Annotated in this window: 12 protein-coding genes; 7 read left to right on the top strand and 5 right to left on the bottom strand. The window is 45.7% G+C overall.

What is annotated here, in order from left to right:
* The first annotated feature begins 9 nt into the window (after positions 1-9).
* Genes ACOGW3_RS15285 through ACOGW3_RS15275 form a run of 3 tightly spaced genes read left to right on the top strand, consistent with a single transcriptional unit; the run spans position 10 to position 5,793 of the window.
* Positions 10-975: a DUF58 domain-containing protein gene (locus ACOGW3_RS15285; RefSeq protein ID WP_419903773.1), complete on the top strand. Its 966-nt coding sequence runs from the start codon at positions 10-12 to the stop codon at positions 973-975.
* Entirely contained in the window at positions 968-3,727 is a 2,760-nt protein-coding gene (locus ACOGW3_RS15280; protein ID WP_419903772.1) for a DUF4159 domain-containing protein, read from the top strand. Before ACOGW3_RS15285 ends, ACOGW3_RS15280 begins: the two co-directional genes overlap by 8 nt.
* The gene (locus ACOGW3_RS15275) at positions 3,724-5,793 is read left to right on the top strand and encodes a hypothetical protein (RefSeq protein WP_419903771.1); all 2,070 of its coding nucleotides are present in this window, start codon (positions 3,724-3,726) and stop codon (positions 5,791-5,793) included. Before ACOGW3_RS15280 ends, ACOGW3_RS15275 begins: the two co-directional genes overlap by 4 nt.
* Here ACOGW3_RS15275 and ACOGW3_RS15270 read toward each other — a convergent pair.
* Together ACOGW3_RS15270 and ACOGW3_RS15265 are read right to left on the bottom strand one after the other, a co-directional pair.
* Complete coding sequence (locus ACOGW3_RS15270; protein ID WP_419903770.1) at positions 5,790-6,350, bottom strand: GNAT family N-acetyltransferase; 561 nt, start codon at positions 6,348-6,350, stop codon at positions 5,790-5,792. The genes ACOGW3_RS15275 and ACOGW3_RS15270 overlap by 4 nt on opposite strands.
* Positions 6,351-6,654: 304 nt before the next feature.
* Positions 6,655-7,557, bottom strand: a complete 903-nt coding sequence (locus tag ACOGW3_RS15265; RefSeq protein ID WP_419903769.1) for a LysR family transcriptional regulator — start codon at positions 7,555-7,557, stop codon at positions 6,655-6,657.
* A 130-nt stretch (positions 7,558-7,687) separates the two neighbouring features.
* On the opposite strand from ACOGW3_RS15265, the gene ACOGW3_RS15260 reads away from it, so the two are divergent.
* Both ACOGW3_RS15260 and ACOGW3_RS15255 read left to right on the top strand, forming a co-directional pair.
* Positions 7,688-8,398, top strand: coding sequence for a pirin family protein (locus ACOGW3_RS15260; RefSeq protein ID WP_419903768.1), 711 nt, complete (start codon positions 7,688-7,690; stop codon positions 8,396-8,398).
* A gap of 19 nt (positions 8,399-8,417) precedes the next feature.
* On the top strand, positions 8,418-9,392 hold the full coding sequence (locus ACOGW3_RS15255; RefSeq protein ID WP_419903767.1) for a glutathione S-transferase family protein: 975 nt from the start codon (positions 8,418-8,420) through the stop codon (positions 9,390-9,392).
* 197 nt (positions 9,393-9,589) lie between these two features.
* Here the strand turns inward: ACOGW3_RS15255 and ACOGW3_RS15250 are convergent, their stop codons facing one another.
* Positions 9,590-9,847 carry a hypothetical protein gene (locus ACOGW3_RS15250; RefSeq protein WP_419903766.1) on the bottom strand — a complete coding sequence of 86 codons (258 nt, stop codon included), beginning with the start codon at positions 9,845-9,847 and terminating at the stop codon, positions 9,590-9,592.
* Between ACOGW3_RS15250 and ACOGW3_RS15245 the strand changes: the two genes are divergently transcribed.
* Together ACOGW3_RS15245 and ACOGW3_RS15240 are read left to right on the top strand one after the other, a co-directional pair.
* Positions 9,834-11,066 (top strand): ISL3 family transposase, encoded by a 1,233-nt coding sequence (locus ACOGW3_RS15245; RefSeq protein ID WP_419901077.1) that lies wholly within the window; start codon positions 9,834-9,836, stop codon positions 11,064-11,066. The two genes, ACOGW3_RS15250 and ACOGW3_RS15245, sit on opposite strands and share 14 nt — an antisense overlap.
* A complete protein-coding gene (locus tag ACOGW3_RS15240) occupies positions 11,042-11,527 on the top strand; it encodes a protocatechuate 3,4-dioxygenase (RefSeq protein WP_419904066.1) in 486 nt (161 codons plus the stop codon). The genes ACOGW3_RS15245 and ACOGW3_RS15240 overlap by 25 nt, the downstream gene beginning before the upstream one ends.
* 20 nt (positions 11,528-11,547) lie before the next feature.
* Here the strand turns inward: ACOGW3_RS15240 and ACOGW3_RS15235 are convergent, their stop codons facing one another.
* Together ACOGW3_RS15235 and ACOGW3_RS15230 are read right to left on the bottom strand one after the other, a co-directional pair.
* Positions 11,548-12,087 (bottom strand): DUF924 family protein, encoded by a 540-nt coding sequence (locus tag ACOGW3_RS15235; RefSeq protein ID WP_419903765.1) that lies wholly within the window; start codon positions 12,085-12,087, stop codon positions 11,548-11,550.
* Between the two features lie 98 nt (positions 12,088-12,185).
* Positions 12,186-15,179, bottom strand: a complete 2,994-nt coding sequence (locus ACOGW3_RS15230) for a phosphoenolpyruvate carboxylase (RefSeq protein ID WP_419903764.1) — start codon at positions 15,177-15,179, stop codon at positions 12,186-12,188.
* Positions 15,180-15,340: the final 161 nt, after the last annotated feature.

Genomic DNA, 15,340 nt, shown 5'->3' with positions numbered 1-15,340 from the left:
GGTTTTGAAATGACCAAACCGATCTCAACACTCGAAACACATGCTGAAAAATTAGCTTCGACCTTGCCGGCTCTGTTGATTGAGGCAAATCGAGTAGCTTCAACTATTTTACAAGGTATTCATGGCAGAAGGCATGCCGGACAGGGCGATGAATTTTGGCAGTACCGTCGTTACACTCCAGGAGATTCTCCCAGAACTATCGACTGGCGCCGCTCAGCAAAATCACAAACCACGCGGGATAACTCTGGAATATTCATTCGGCAAAAAGAACGAGAATCGGCTCAAAGTCTCTGGATTTGGGCTGGCGGGGGACCAGGTATGGACTGGTCGTCTCAATGGTCTGATGTCACAAAGAAACACCGCGCTTCAGTTCTTGGCCTAGCACTAACTCACCTCCTCATTAAGGGGGGAGAAAAAGTCGCTTTGGTCGGGGGACAAACTGCTCCCTCTAATTCACGCAAAAACCTCTATACAATTGCGCGCCAACTTGAAAACAACGATCACGCGTCAGGCGAACTTCCCTCAGGGCATCACCTTCCGCAAAATTCGGCTTTGGTCTGCATATCTGATTTTTTGACGCCTCTTTCAGAACAGAGAAAGGTTTTCCAATTCCTGGCAAGCCAAAAACTGAAAGTCTGGCTCGTTCAGATACTCGATCCTGCCGAAATGAATTTGCCTTACAGTGGCAGAGTTAAATTCCAACAACCCTTTGGCGATACTGAACTCCTGCATTCAGACGTAGATTCAATCCGTGATACATACATTGACCGGATAAGAGCACATAACCAGGACCTGAACACTATGGTTCAAAGGTGGGGGTGGCAGCATTTAACTCACAGAACAGATCAATCCCCCGAATCAACTCTACTTGCCCTCTACCAAAGCATTTCCGGCCGTCAAAGCCTCTCCGATAGACCCATGGCGTCAGAAGATACTAAAGTTCGTTTGAACGAGCCTGGAGAACACCATGCTTGAACTGGGAATTATCGGCTTCCTTAATCCCTGGCTTCTACTTGGCTTGCTGAGTTTTCCCCTGGTATGGATACTTCTACGGATCACTCCCCCCTCCCCTCGTCTCATAACCTTTCCTGCTTTACGGCTATTGTTTGGATTAAAAGGCGCGACTTCAAAACCTCAAAAAACCGCATGGTGGCTAATTGTTTTAAGATTATTAATTCTTCTTTTCGTTATTTTGGCATTGGCAGAGCCTGTTTATGCCCCTGAAAAAAGATCTGAAAGCAACCTCAATACACTAATCCTTTTGGATAATGACTGGGCGTCATCAAGCAGTCGGGACAAACAACTTCAGACGCTTACGTCTCTTCTTGAGCGAAACAAAGGGCGGGATGTAACCAGTGCCATCCTTTCTACCGCGCCAGAATCCAAGAATAAATTTAACTTCAGTGGATTTAAATCTCCTGAAAGCTTGCTCTCTTATTTACAAGAGCTTCCGACCGTACGGAGTTGGGAATCTGATCCTATATCAGCTTTAAAATCTGTATCCGATCAAATACCAGATAATTTGCCCTTACGCATTGTTTGGCTATCTAACGGCATGACCCAAACAGAGCAGTCCGAGAATCTGGAACGTTTTATAAAGAGTTTTGGCGAAGTCATTTACTATTCCCCACACCCCACTTCTCTCCCCTTGTGGATTAGCAAGTTAAACTCTGATTACAACGGCATCAAAGTCACTCTCAACCGCGTTGGTAAACTTGAGGAAAATTCACGTACACTTACGGCCCTTTCTGCAAAAAATGAAGTTCTTGCCTCCGAGCAATTAAAACTTGAAGCTGAGCAGTCATCCGGCACAGCCTTACTCTCACTCCCTAATGAGCTTCATAACAGAGTACAAAAAATTACCGTTGCAGGGCAAAATTTAGCATCGACGACTTACCTCATGGATATGACTGACCGTCGTTTCCCCGTCGGTTTGTTAACCTCGAGTGGGCAACAAGACAATAAATCGCTACTTGGAGAACATTATTACCTCCAACGCGCCTTGAGTCTTTTCACAGATGTTAGATACGGATCCCTTAACCAATTACTTTCAAGAGAACTTTCCACGATTATCATTACTGATAATGAAGCCATTCCACCATCAGATGAAGCCGCTTTGACTAAATGGATAGAGAATGGTGGCCTATTACTTCGCTTTGCAGGGCCAAACCTGGCTGATCAGCGGGACAATTTACTCCCTATCCCCTTGAGAAGTGGCTACAGGAACCTCACGGGCAGTCTGACATGGGAACAACCTCTTGGTATTGAGGAATTTGCCAAAGGCAGTCCCCTGCATGGATTACAAATACCAAAAGAGGTCACGGTATCTGGACAGCTTTTGGCTCAACCCACTTCTGAGCTTGATCATCACACTTGGGCACGACTTAAGGATGGCACACCCTTAATAACAGCCAAAGAAACAGGAGAAGGCCACATTGTTCTCATCCACACTTCTGCCAACACAAGGTGGTCTAACCTTTCTCTCTCGGGATCTTTTGTCAAAATCCTTCAACGCATATTGCAGTTCGGAAAAGGAGTTCAGGCCCTTGATGACGACAATAGAGAGCTCCCTATCCGAGAGTTGCTAGATGCCTATGGTACCCTGATCCCCCTTCAAGACAACAACCTGAAGATTCCTGTAAACCAACCAGAAGTTAGTTCTCAAGTTCATCCAGCCCCACACACACCTCCTGGATACTATGGTGAGAATGATCGAGAGAAAGCGCTTAATTTGGCAGGCAATCTTAGCCCATACCAATTCAATAAAATGGATTTTCTTGAACGACACACTTATGGAACCAAAAAGGAAAATCCTCTTCAAGTTCCCCTGCTACTAATCGCTCTCATTCTCTTTTTACTCGACCAGGCCATAACCCTTTGGCTCAGAGGAACATTGTCTAATTTATCCACCAGCCGCCCAGCCCCCCTCGTTTTATTTATCTCGAGCTTGGTACTAGCGACTACACCTGATCACTCTTACGCCCAAAATCAGGTAGAATTATTGGATAGCAAAGGTATTGAAGCAACACTGAACACCCATCTAGCCTATATCGTTACCGGGAATGTGAAGGTTGATCGAGACAGTCACTCTGGCCTTGCAGGTTTATCCCTCCAGCTGCACAGGCGCACTGCTGTCGAAAATGTTCAGGTGACTGGCATAGATCTGGACCGAGATCAATTAGCTCCTTATCCCATCCTTTACTGGCCAATTACAAATACCCAGGAAACACTTACGGCCAGAGCGCGTAGACAAGTTAATCAATACATTCACAACGGTGGATTAATCCTTTTTGACCTTCGTGAAGCCTCCAGTTCCCTTAATTCAGCCATCGGATCAATAGGCAATTCCCAATACCTTCAACGTCTCACTGATGACTTAACCATCCCCGAATTGGAACCCATCCCATCTGGTCACGTTATTACCCGTTCTTTTTACCTGCTAGAAAGTTTTCCAGGTCGGAATAACAATCGAGAATTTTGGGCAGAACGTACCGATCGATATCGAAACGATGGCGTTGCACGTATTCTTGTGGGTTCAAATGATTGGGCAAGGGCTTGGGCCGTAACTGCGGAAGGAAGGCCGCTTTATGCTATGATCCGGGGAGGAGAACGCCAACGCGAACTCTCTTATCGATTTGGTATCAACCTTGTTATGTATGCCTTAACTGGCAACTACAAAGAAGATCAAGTTCACATTCCCCACATCCTTGAGAGGTTGGGTCAATGATATCAAACTATGACATCGAATGGGCTCCTCTTCTTCCCCTGTCAATTATTTACATTATCCTAGGAATAGCTGCGTTATCGCTCCTTTCTCTTGTTTTGCTAAGAAGTAAAGGGGGAGAGTTCCGCAGTGTATTTATGCTGATTATTGCAGTATTCCTAGGCAACCCCACTCTTCACCAAAAAACCAGTGAACCCTTACCTGAACTGGTTATGGCGGTCATTGATAACAGCCCTTCCATGAACTACGAACAGAGGAAAAGCCAAGCAGCAGATGCACTGACCTCACTGCACGAGCAAATTAGCAATCGATCAGACCTCGTATTGAAAACCGTAAACATTAACGGAAGTGGCGAAGAAGGCACGAAGTTGTTTGAAAGCCTCAACCTTACTGCCGAAGAAAAAGAACGCCTTTCTGGAGTATTCTTAATTACAGAGGGCCAAATTCACGATGTGCCGGAATCCCTGGAACAAACAAATCTCCCAGAAGGCCTTCCTCTACATCTTTTGTTAGCAGGGGATGAAAGCAGACAAGATCGACGGATTGTAATAGAGCAAGCTCCAGCCTTTGGAATCATAGATCAAAAGATCGAATTAACCTTTCGAGTTGTCGACGAAAACAAAACCGAGAGATCTCCTCCGGCGGGCGTGATTATTAGACAAAACGGCGAGGAGATCGCTGAAATAAAGGTACCTATTAATCAGCTTTATAAACAAGAGCTGGTGATCGAAAATCGTGGCAAAACCACTTTTGACATTTCCGTGGAAGAACTCAAAGGTGAGATTACAACTCTTAATAATCAGGTTAGCTTTGACACCAACGGTGTCCGGGATCGCCTAAAGGTATTATTGATATCTGGCGAACCACATTCAGGCGAACGTGCCTGGCGTAACATTCTAAAGGCTGATCCATCCGTTGATCTCATCCATTTTACTATTCTCCGCCATCCAGCAAAACAAGATGGCACCCCAATAAGGGAGCTTTCCCTCATTGCTTTCCCCATTCACGAGCTGTTTGAAGTCAAATTAGCTGAATTCGACCTTATCATTTTTGATCAATACCAGCGCCAGGGCTTCCTTCCAAGCCACTACCTGACCAACATCGTTCGCTATGTAGAACAAGGTAGCGCTCTACTCGAAGTCGGTGGCCCCGGATACGCCACCCCCTCTTCTCTTTACAATACATCCCTTGGCAACCTGCTTCCTGCAGAGCCTCTGGGTACAGTAAGTAAAGTTCCCTTTTTCCCCATCGTTACAGAACTAGGGCTTCGCCACCCAGTTACATCACACCTTCCAAAGGCAAATATTAGCTTGGAAGAACAACCGAGTTGGGGGCGTTGGTTTCGCCAAGTAGATACCGACACACTTAGTGGCTCAACGATCATGACGGGCAGCCGAGAGCAGCCTTTATTAATCCTGGATCATTTTGATAAAGGGAGAGTTGCTCAATTCACAAGCGATCATATTTGGCTTTGGGGTCGAAATATAGAGGGAGGAGGACCACAGACAGAGTTGATTCGCCGCCTGGTCCACTGGCTCATGAAAGAACCTGAATTAGACGAAGAAACGCTAAAAGCAAGCCTTAGCAACGATCAACTGACCATTACCCGGCAAAGCTTATCCAATGCAGATATACCCATCACCATTAAGAAGCCATCCGGTGAAATATCTACGCTCACTTTAACGCCAGGATCTGACGGAGCATCCCAGGCAACCCTCTCCACCCCAGAACCTGGTATTTATACAATTAGCGACACCACACATACCGTCGTCATTCACCAGGCTCTTAGTGGACCAGAACACCAAAAAGTTCTAACCGACCCGAATTTACTCCGCCCTATCATTGAAGAAAGTGGTGGCGGACTATTTTCTCTTCATAGCTCACAAATGCCAAAACTTCGCCTCGTTCATGGTAAAGGCACTGTTCATGGTCAAGATTGGGCCGGCCTAAGGGCGAGAAAGGCAGAGCGTATTACGGGCGACAGTAGAAGAGCTTTATTGCCGTCATGGGTCTACCTGTGTTTACTACTCTTAACTGCTTTTGGCGCGTGGTATCGCGAGGGCCGTTAAGCTTCCTTTACTTCAGCACTTGTAACCGTCCCCAACCACGGCTGCATCACTCCTTTTGGCAAGTTTGAGAACTCATCATCTTGAAGAGCGATAACCTGAAACTTATCAGCACTTACCGGAACAGGCATGTCATAGCCTAGAGGGTGACCAAGCTTGAAGCCGTAAGGTCCATAGTAAAACTGCTCCCCGACCACAAAACAAAGTCTGTATCCCAATTTTTTAGCACGCGCTAATCCATGTGAGACAAGCGCCTTACCAATACCTTGACCTTGTAGACTTGGCTGAACAGCCAATGGTCCAAGTAGGGTAGCTTTTTCGTCACCAATTGAGACTGGCCAAAACCTGAGTGTGGCAAGAAACTCGCCATTTGACGATTTAACGGAGAAACAAAGATCTTCTATCGGTGCGACACCCGCACGCAACATATAGGACGGGCGAGAGATCCGACTTTGGCCAAAGGCGAGATCCAACAAGGGATCAATATGTTGTTCATCTTCAGGGGCTTGGAGAGTAATCGCGTAGTCACACATGGTAGATCCTGCAGTAGCACCAGCCAATTATGGCTGTAACCTTAGTTATTCAAAGACACAGTGCTAGCTGATGTCTTTGCTTAGTGCAGGTTCACCTGAAATTCAGGTAACTGAACAAACCATTGCGACACACAGACTAGCAGCCCTACGAACAGAAGTTCGCGGGCAGGTCCGTCGTCGTCGGAGATGTTCAGTACAATTTTGCATTTATTTAATAATGCCTAAATTTTAGCTATTAACGAATTACCTATTCTCGATATCACGAATTATCGAGCTGTCAAAGTAAGAAACGTTTAAAATAGTATTTTAATTAGATCTTCGTTTTCAAGCCTTATTGATCCCATTCAGGGATACCTTGATAAAATTTTGCCATAAAATCAATAAACACCCGAGCTTTCGGAGGAAGATTACGCGTAACAGGATAGACCACATATATGGCATGATCATTATCGATTTCCCATTCGGGGAGAATTTTCACTAGTCGGCCTTCTCTAATCAAATCCCCACAAATAAAAGTCGGCATACAGGCAAAACCCATACCCTGCTCTACAGCAGAAAGAATGAAGTCACCGTTATTGGCTGAAAAATCTGCCTTCAGAGGGACATTAACCGTACCATCGTGTCCAACCAACTTTAATCCGGAAGCTCGGGAAACGTACGAATAATTGAGAAAATTCAACGCTGAAAGTTCAGCGGGAACGACGGGTATTTTGGTCTCTTTAAAGAGAGACGGAGAAGCAACCAGGGCCATGCCGCAATTTGTAACTTTTTTGGCGATAAGCCGTGAATCCATCAAACGGCCAATCCTAATCCCGACATCAAATCCCTCGTCGACAAGATCAACAACCTGATCATTTAAGATTAAATCTACTGCCACTTCCGGGTATTGCTCTCGAAACGCTGACATCAAAGGTGCCATACGTTTTATGCCAAATGACATTGGCGCATTAATTTTCAATAATCCCCGGGGTACATTTGATAAACGAGAAACCGCCTGTTCAGCCTGTTCTGCAACTGCAATCACCGTCTGACACTTCTCAAAGAAGACTGCTCCAGCCTCTGTTAAAGAAAGCCGCCGGGTAGTTCTATTCAATAGTCTTATTCCAAGTCGATCCTCTAAACGACTGACCTGCTTCGAGACCGCAGATTTACTGACGCCCAAGAGTTTAGCAGAGGCTGTGAAGCTCTCATTTTCAACGACGGTCGCAAATATCGCCATTTCATTTAAATTCATCCGGGTCGAACACCTTTCCAACTGTTTCCTGAAGGAAACAATATTATTCCAAAATCACGGATTATCATCTTAGTGTGACATAACTATCTTTGAATGAGTAGTCGTTATTCGTTTATTACAGGAGATCCAAATGATTGATATCCGGCCATTTAAAAGCTTGGGGCGATTTCAAAATGAATGGTTGAATGCCCACTATCATTTTAGCTTTGCAAACTATATGGACCCCAACCGCACAGGTATTGGTCCTCTTCTTGTGTGGAATGATGACGAGATCCAGCCTGGGGGCGGATTTCCAATGCACGGCCACCGGAATATGGAAATCATAACCTATGTTCGTTATGGCGCGATTTCCCACGAAGACCACTTGTCAAACAAAGGCAAGACCCCTGCGGGTGACATTCAGGTCATGACGGCCGGTAAAGGCATTCTGCATAGTGAATATAATCATGAAGCGGAAATAACCGGGCTTTATCAAATTTGGATCCACCCTTCTGAGACATACCTACAACCTCATTGGGATCAAAAAACCTTCTCCCAAGAGGCGTACAAGGGTGGGTTCCTGCCTCTGGCTTCTGGCCAGAAAAAGCACTCCGAAGCCTTACGCATCAACCAAGACGCCACGCTCTATGGCACACATCTTTTGGAGGGGGAAGAAATCACCCAACCCATGGATAAAAATAGACTGGGTTATCTCGTCGTCTCTTCAGGCTCAATAGAGCTTAATGGCCAGCGGCTTGATGAAAGAGATGGTGCGATGATTGCTTTGGAGAACAACTTAGATATCAAGGCCCTCAGCCCTGCAGAACTCATTTTTGCAGATCTGCCTGATACAGTACAATAATTAGAAAAGGAACAAACCAATGGGTAAGCTCGTTGACGGTAAATGGCATGATGTCTGGTACGATACAAAAAGTAGTGATGGTAAGTTTCAGCGCAAGGATGCTCAATTCAGAAATTGGATCACTGCAGATGGATCCGACGGCCCAAACGGCGAAAAGGGTTACCCCGCCGAAAGTGGACGCTATCATCTCTACGTCAATCTAGCCTGTCCTTGGGCACACAGAACTCTGATTTTCAGGCATTTAAAGGGCCTGGACGACGCCATAACTGTATCTGTGGTGCATTGGGAAATGAAAGAGAACGGTTGGGAGTTCCGGCCCGGTGACCTGGGCTCTACAGAGGACCATATCTTTGGCTCAGAATATCTACACCAGATCTATACCAAGGCCGATCCCCACTATACCGGGAGAGTGACAGTACCTGTACTCTGGGATAAAAAAGAACAAACAATTATCAGCAATGAATCCTCTGAGATCATTCGCATGTTCAACAGCTCCTTCGATGCCTTTGCCAAATATGATATTCCAGATTTTTATCCCGTCGCGCAAAGAGACGCCATTGATAGCGTGAATGAGCTGGTTTATCACAAGATTAATAATGGTGTTTACAAAAGCGGCTTTGCGACAACTCAAGCAGCTTATGAAGAAGCCTACGAAGCCCTTTTTGATGCTTTGGACAGCCTGGAAGGCTTGCTTAATACACAGAAATATATTGCAGGGGATCAACTCACCGAAGCCGATTGGCGATTGTTCACGACCCTCTTGCGATTTGATCCGGTTTACCACGGTCATTTTAAGTGTAACAAAAAACGCCTTGTCGACTACCCGAACCTTTGGGCCTTAACCCGAGAGCTTTATCAGTATCCGGGTGTTGCTGAAACGGTTAACATTCCACACATCAAGGCACACTATTACGGCAGTCACGGAACCATCAACCCAACAGGTATCATCCCTTCGGGGCCTGACATTGACTTCAACGATCCGCACAACAGATAATCAGCGTTACGTTATCTTTGACAGGGCGGAACTCTCAAGTTCCGCCCTGAATATTTTGAACACCATCAAATTACTGTGAGATATAAAATCAACGCACCATCCATGTTAATCTCTAAATCACCTATGAGATCTTGGGGTGTATATGATGAGAAAACTCATTTCACGGCGAAAAGCTCTATTAAGCATAGCCAGCGGTCTTATTGGCTCTCAACCACTTGCCGCTGCTGCGTTACGCACGCCACAACAAACCGCAGGTCCTTTTTACCCGCGCCCTCTTCCCTCTGAAACAGACAACAACCTGCTCGATCTTGCTGGAAAGAAGGCAACAGGAACCATAATAAACCTTGGCTCTTCTCCGCTTTGTTGAGTAGAAAAAGATGCCGACCTCCAAGTAACCTGTTGATATGTATGGTTTCTGATAACTTTACATAGAGCAGGTATATGACAATCAACATCTCGCAGCATATTTTAGGCCTCAAAGGGCAACGTGTAAATGAAATTAAACTGGATGACGGCGGTGTTAAGATTGTCATTCACTGCAGCCGAGACGCGCGTAGGAGGGCTATAGACCCTGCTACAGGCCAGAAGGGAAGCATCAACCAGCATGTCCGCCGACAAGTAAACGACATCCCCCTTTTTGGGTATCCTTGTGTGGTCGAGATTGAGCTGGCGCAGGTTTATATTAACAAGGGCGAACGCCGCATTGAGGGGTGTGATTTTGTTGATAAAGGGTGCCGTTTCACTCACCGATTTTGCCGACTGATCAGTGGATTATGTCGGCATATGTCTATTCAAGCGGTTTCCAGACATTTGGATATACGATGGGAAACGGTCAAGAATATCGACAGGGCATACCTTATTGAAACTCTCCCTACGCTTGATCCTGCAGAGCTAACTGGCTTGGAATATATTGGTGTAGATGAAGTTGCCCGGGCGAAAGGTCATGACTACATGACGGTGGTCTACGATATGGTTGGCGGTCATCTGATCTGGGTTGAAGCAGGCCGAACTGCCGAGGTTTTTTCAAGGTTTTTGAAACAACTGCAACCAGATACAGCCTGCAAAATAAAGGCCGTAGCGATGGATATGGGGCCTGCCTACCAAAAGGCTGTCAGAGAGTCCTTGCCGTTGGCCGACATAGTATTTGACCGTTTCCACGTCATGAAAAACTACAGCAAAGCTATCCATAATCAGCGTCGACTTGAGTTCAGAAAGGCCGATCCAAGTGGTAAAGAGTTGATGAAAGGGACGCATTATCTGTTGCTCAAAAATGCGGATAAGTTGAGTGAAAAACAAAGTGACAAGCTGCAAAGGTTGCTGGAGAGCAATAGCAACCTGAATGCACTTTACGTCTTGAAAGAACAGCTTCAGCTGCTGTGGAGTGCCGCTTCATTTGAGGCGATGGCGGAGCAACTGGAACGTTGGTGCCTGATAGCAGATCAGTCACAGATGCTCTATCTAAAAAAGTTCGCGAAATCCCTACGGAAACATTGTGTGGGCATCTGCAACTACGCCAAACACAAGCTCACAAGCGCCAGGATAGAGGCTGGTAATGTCAGTATAGGAATGATCCGTAAGCGAGCCAGAGGCATCAAGGATACCGAATACTTCAAACTCAAAATTAGACAATCATCCATTCCAGATAATCAATCTATGCTCTATTTGAAATCCTAAATCTACTCAACAAAGCGGAGAAGAGCCTAAACCTTCAAGGTCAGGTACAAGATATAACTGGCCAACCTATCCCCAATGCAATTGTTGAGATTTGGCAGGCAAACCATTGGGGGCGTTACAATCATCCTGCGGATCAATCAGACAGAAAACTGGATCCTAATTTTCAGGGATATGGTAATTTCTCTTCCGATTTATCAGGCGGATACAGTTTTCGAACAATAAAGCCCGGAAGTTATGGAAATTCCCTTTTTCAACGAACGCCTCACATTCATTTCAAAATACATGGACCAGGTTTTGAGGCACTAACCACTCAAATGTATTTTTCAAATGAAAAACTGAATGCCCAAGATAGCATTTTGCAATCGGTGAGAGATCCGAAAATACGCTCAAGCCTAATCATCGACCTTATGCCAACAACAAATAAGGAGTTAACCGGGATCTTTAATATTATTCTCGGGTAATGGGCGAGAGAACCACCACCCTAAAAGGACGAGCCAGGTTGTTTTAGAAATTCGATTTCTTCTGGTGTGCTTTCTCGACCCAGCACTTCATTTCGGTGAGGGAACCGACCAAAACGCCTGACGATAACCTCATGTTTTTCGGCATAGACGTACCAATCGGATTTTTCGCCTAACTCACGGTAGAGCTCGAGAGATTTTTCCTGATGGGATAGCTCTTCGCTATGCTCAAAAGGAAGATAAAGAAAAACGCGTTCCTGCTCGCTCAGAGATTTATCCCAACCTTTATCAACGACAATTTGCGCTACATTTAATGCAACTGTATCCGTCGCAAAGGTTTTCGGATCATTTCTAAACATATTTCTTGGAACTTGATCGAGAAGAATACAAAGGGCGAGGCAACCCTGGACGCTATTCTCCCAGTCCTTCAATTCGCCACGGCTGGCTTTGTCGTATAAGGGCAATAACCTTTTTTCGACTTCCTTATCGAAAGCAGGATCCTTGAAGAACCATTTTTTGTCCATGCCTTCTGCAAACCAGAAGTTTAAAACATCTTCAATCACGCCCACCCCCTTTGAATTACTTAACTGCTACTAAATGCGTTCCAAGACACATTTAGTAGCATGAATTAAGTGTTCAAGTTAAACCACCGAATAATATCCTAACCATGAGCACCGATACTATTGGATATCCCGACCGATACCCGACGACAAATGTCATAAAGCTCTTCAATTGGCGCAAAGATCTTTTGATGCTCCTCCGTGTAATCACGGGTCTCAACATCACTATAATCACTCGGCTCACCATAGTCCTTGGCAGTGAACGTTGTTTGCCCCTCATGAACCGGGAAGGTCGCTTTTAGCTCTTCCAATGCGGCAGGGATTTCCATGGCGAGGATATCTTGCACGACATCATCCAGGGTCAAATCATCTCTATTCGCAAAGGGAGGAATTCTCATTGATAACAAGAAAATTTCCTGGATCAAACAGAGGCGAACGATATGCAAAATTATCAGGTTGATACGTCGACGGGTATCAAAGGGGAAGACTTTCTCCTGACCATCTGCAGTTAAAGCATCAAGCCCGCTATGGAGATGGATAGCATCTTCCCGGTAGGTTTGAAGCATACGGCTCATACCGTCATAACGCTCGGTAACTCCAACCAGATTAGAAAGTCTCAACTGGTCACGGGCTCTCTCTGTGTGCTTAACGGCGTAGGCCTTTGCCAACCAGTAACGCGGATTGAACAAAGCAGCATAAGCCTCTGGGGTGTTCAAACTGCTAAGCCCTTTGGCATAAGAAACCATGTCCATAAATCGACGGACCCGATCTGATTCACCATGAAGCTTAACAAAAGCATCGAGATCACGTGATATCGCGGTTCCAAAGCCACCAGCCGTATTCGCCAGATACCCCAGCTGCTGTAAGATGGCATTGTGCGGGATCGCCCGAATTTGAGATGGATGCCCACGATCAACACCGTGAAGCTTGTCGTGCTGGCGTTTACTCTTACGAGATCCTGTTTGATACAACAAATTGGTGCTGAAAGACCCTAGTAACGCGGCATAATCCTTGTTTTCGAGCGTCGTTTCATGAAAATCCTTCAACGTCAGGAAGAAATCGAGCGAATAATCCGTGTTGGTATAAAAGGGATCATTCTCATCCACTTCGGGAGTGCCAAGCGCATGCTCGAGTAATCTCGTCACAGTCGTCAGCGCAAGTTTTGGCGTCCCAAAATAGAGATAACCATCACCGCCCTGGAAACTGACTTCTTGTTTCAAAGGGATTGAGTTTTTCGCAAACAACGAACGTGTCATTGGCGAAGAAACATACTTCAGGCGATCCTGAAAGCTCACGGGATGGGCGCCACGCCCCATGGATTCACCATGGGTATCAAATATAACAACCTCAACATTGGTTAATTTTTGATCGGCAAGAAGCCTTGCCAACTTCATGTGCAGGCGTTCAATCGCCAAAGAAGCTGATACCTGCCCCAAATAACGACCAGCGTCAGAAAACCCTGTTTGAATGCAAAGACGCCCGCGTTTTTGCACATAGGCACGGTAGTGATCGTTATCCAACAGCTCGGCAATAACCTCACTACCACGCTCCAACGCGGTACCTGTCTCAAACAAAGGCGAGATATCGAGAAGATCATCAATACCAAAGAGTTTTGCGTAATAGAGTGCGGTAAGAATCGTGAAAGGGGTATCACATTCAGCGATCAAGAAACGAATTGGGCGCGATGCATCCACATATTTAATAATCTGGGCGATCAACATAAACATACGTTTTGCCGTCGTATGTTCTGCTGATAAAGAACCAAAATTGATCCGCGTAGGCTGGACTTCGTCCAATAAATTAGAAAGAGCCCGGAAATTACCACGGCGACGGCCAGGATCATCAGGCTCCCCTTCCATGCCGATACTCTTACGTATGGCATTGTGGAGTTGAGCAGAATTCAACCGTACATGCATATGCGAGCTGGCAAGCCCATAGTTCGCGATTTCTGAACGTAAGATTATGAGCGAACGCTTAAGCGCGTCATTTTCAGTTAAGCTCACGGCACGGTTAAGGGATTCGATCAATTCAACGGTATGAACCAACCGCGCACCATCATCAGAAACAATCGTTCTGGAAACTTCCTTAAGGGCTTCGTCTGAAGTTCCGGTCTCTCCAAAGAAACCAGTTTCCTTTTCCGCAACATGAAGCGCAAGTGTAATCCGGCTTTTCATCAGAGCCAGTGTGGTGCCCAATTCGTCCTGGTCTGTCTCGCACTCAGACATAATTTTGCTCAAGGCAGAGATATAATAACGCAGCTGTACGACTTGAACTTTCATACGAGTATGCAGTGTCGTTGCCCAGGTAATATCGGTTCTTCCGTCCAAATCATACCCGACCCAACTCGCAACAGAGAGTATTCTTGGAGATAGTTCGGTCCAGCTCTCAGGGTAGAGATCAGAGGCAACATTTAGAGCGACATCATAAATCTCGCGCATGGCCTGCTGAATTGATTCAATCGCTTTAAGAGCCTGCGCGTGTTCAGCCAACAAATCAATTGTCTGATCCGGTTCATGAGACTGATCAATTACTAAATCGCTGAGAGTATCAATTTCTGCCGAAGATAATTCGCCACCAGAGGTCGTTTCATTAGAGATTAATTGGGCCAAAGCCTGATAATGCTCTTTGGTTAGACCAAAAGTAGGATGAGCTGTGATAACAATACCGAATGCTTCACGCTCTATTCGTGCTTGATATTCTGTAAAAGAGACAAGACCTGATTTCGCTTTATCATCACTCGCTATTTTTTTGAAAAGAGAAGATAGCTTTTGCTTATTTTCATCAATTTCAGCGATGCCAACATATTCACCTACTCTTTCAGCACGATCGGCAAAAGCCTCGACCGACACCAACTGCACCAATTGAGAGAGCGAATCTGTTGTGATCTGCCCTGAAGCTAGTCGCTCAGATAAATCATGTGCGAGTTCAAGTACTGGATTACCCAATGGATGACTAACCGTCTCTTGACGCATTGCGACAAGACGATCCTCGAGTTCATCGCGCAGATTTGCGGCGACCGTGAACTTACCATCAGTCTTTAAACGCGACAGTAATTTGGTGCGAGCGAGCCCATTTAGGGCCATTGATTTTGCCATTGGCTATTACCTTCCCATACACGACGCGGACATACGATTAACCCAGATTTACTGGTTAGACGTATTCCTGATTAGATGGTCACTTTTATATTTTATTGTCCCGATTTTTCGGGTCTGCCGTGCTGGGGTTTTTATGTGACCATCCACAATTTCTCAGTGCT

Origin of the sequence: Kiloniella sp., from assembly GCF_965205715.1 — a bacterium.
Lineage (GTDB): Bacteria > Pseudomonadota > Alphaproteobacteria > Kiloniellales > Kiloniellaceae > Kiloniella.
Note: the sequence above shows the minus strand (reverse complement) of the source record. Positions and strands in the feature narration are given on the sequence as shown.

What these genes read in the sequence shown, in the direction of transcription:
- ACOGW3_RS15280 (WP_419903772.1), top strand. Translation starts at nt 968, where the DNA reads ATGCTTGAACTGGGAATTATCGGCTTCCTTAATCCCTGGCTTCTACTT.
- ACOGW3_RS15260 (WP_419903768.1), top strand. Translation starts at nt 7,688, where the DNA reads ATGATTGATATCCGGCCATTTAAAAGCTTGGGGCGATTTCAAAATGAA.
- ACOGW3_RS15230 (WP_419903764.1), bottom strand. Translation starts at nt 15,179, where the DNA reads ATGGCAAAATCAATGGCCCTAAATGGGCTCGCTCGCACCAAATTACTG.
- ACOGW3_RS15245 (WP_419901077.1), top strand. Translation starts at nt 9,834, where the DNA reads ATGACAATCAACATCTCGCAGCATATTTTAGGCCTCAAAGGGCAACGT.
- ACOGW3_RS15255 (WP_419903767.1), top strand. Translation starts at nt 8,418, where the DNA reads ATGGGTAAGCTCGTTGACGGTAAATGGCATGATGTCTGGTACGATACA.
- ACOGW3_RS15285 (WP_419903773.1), top strand. Translation starts at nt 10, where the DNA reads ATGACCAAACCGATCTCAACACTCGAAACACATGCTGAAAAATTAGCT.
- ACOGW3_RS15250 (WP_419903766.1), bottom strand. Translation starts at nt 9,847, where the DNA reads ATGTTGATTGTCATATACCTGCTCTATGTAAAGTTATCAGAAACCATA.
- ACOGW3_RS15265 (WP_419903769.1), bottom strand. Translation starts at nt 7,557, where the DNA reads ATGAATTTAAATGAAATGGCGATATTTGCGACCGTCGTTGAAAATGAG.
- ACOGW3_RS15275 (WP_419903771.1), top strand. Translation starts at nt 3,724, where the DNA reads ATGATATCAAACTATGACATCGAATGGGCTCCTCTTCTTCCCCTGTCA.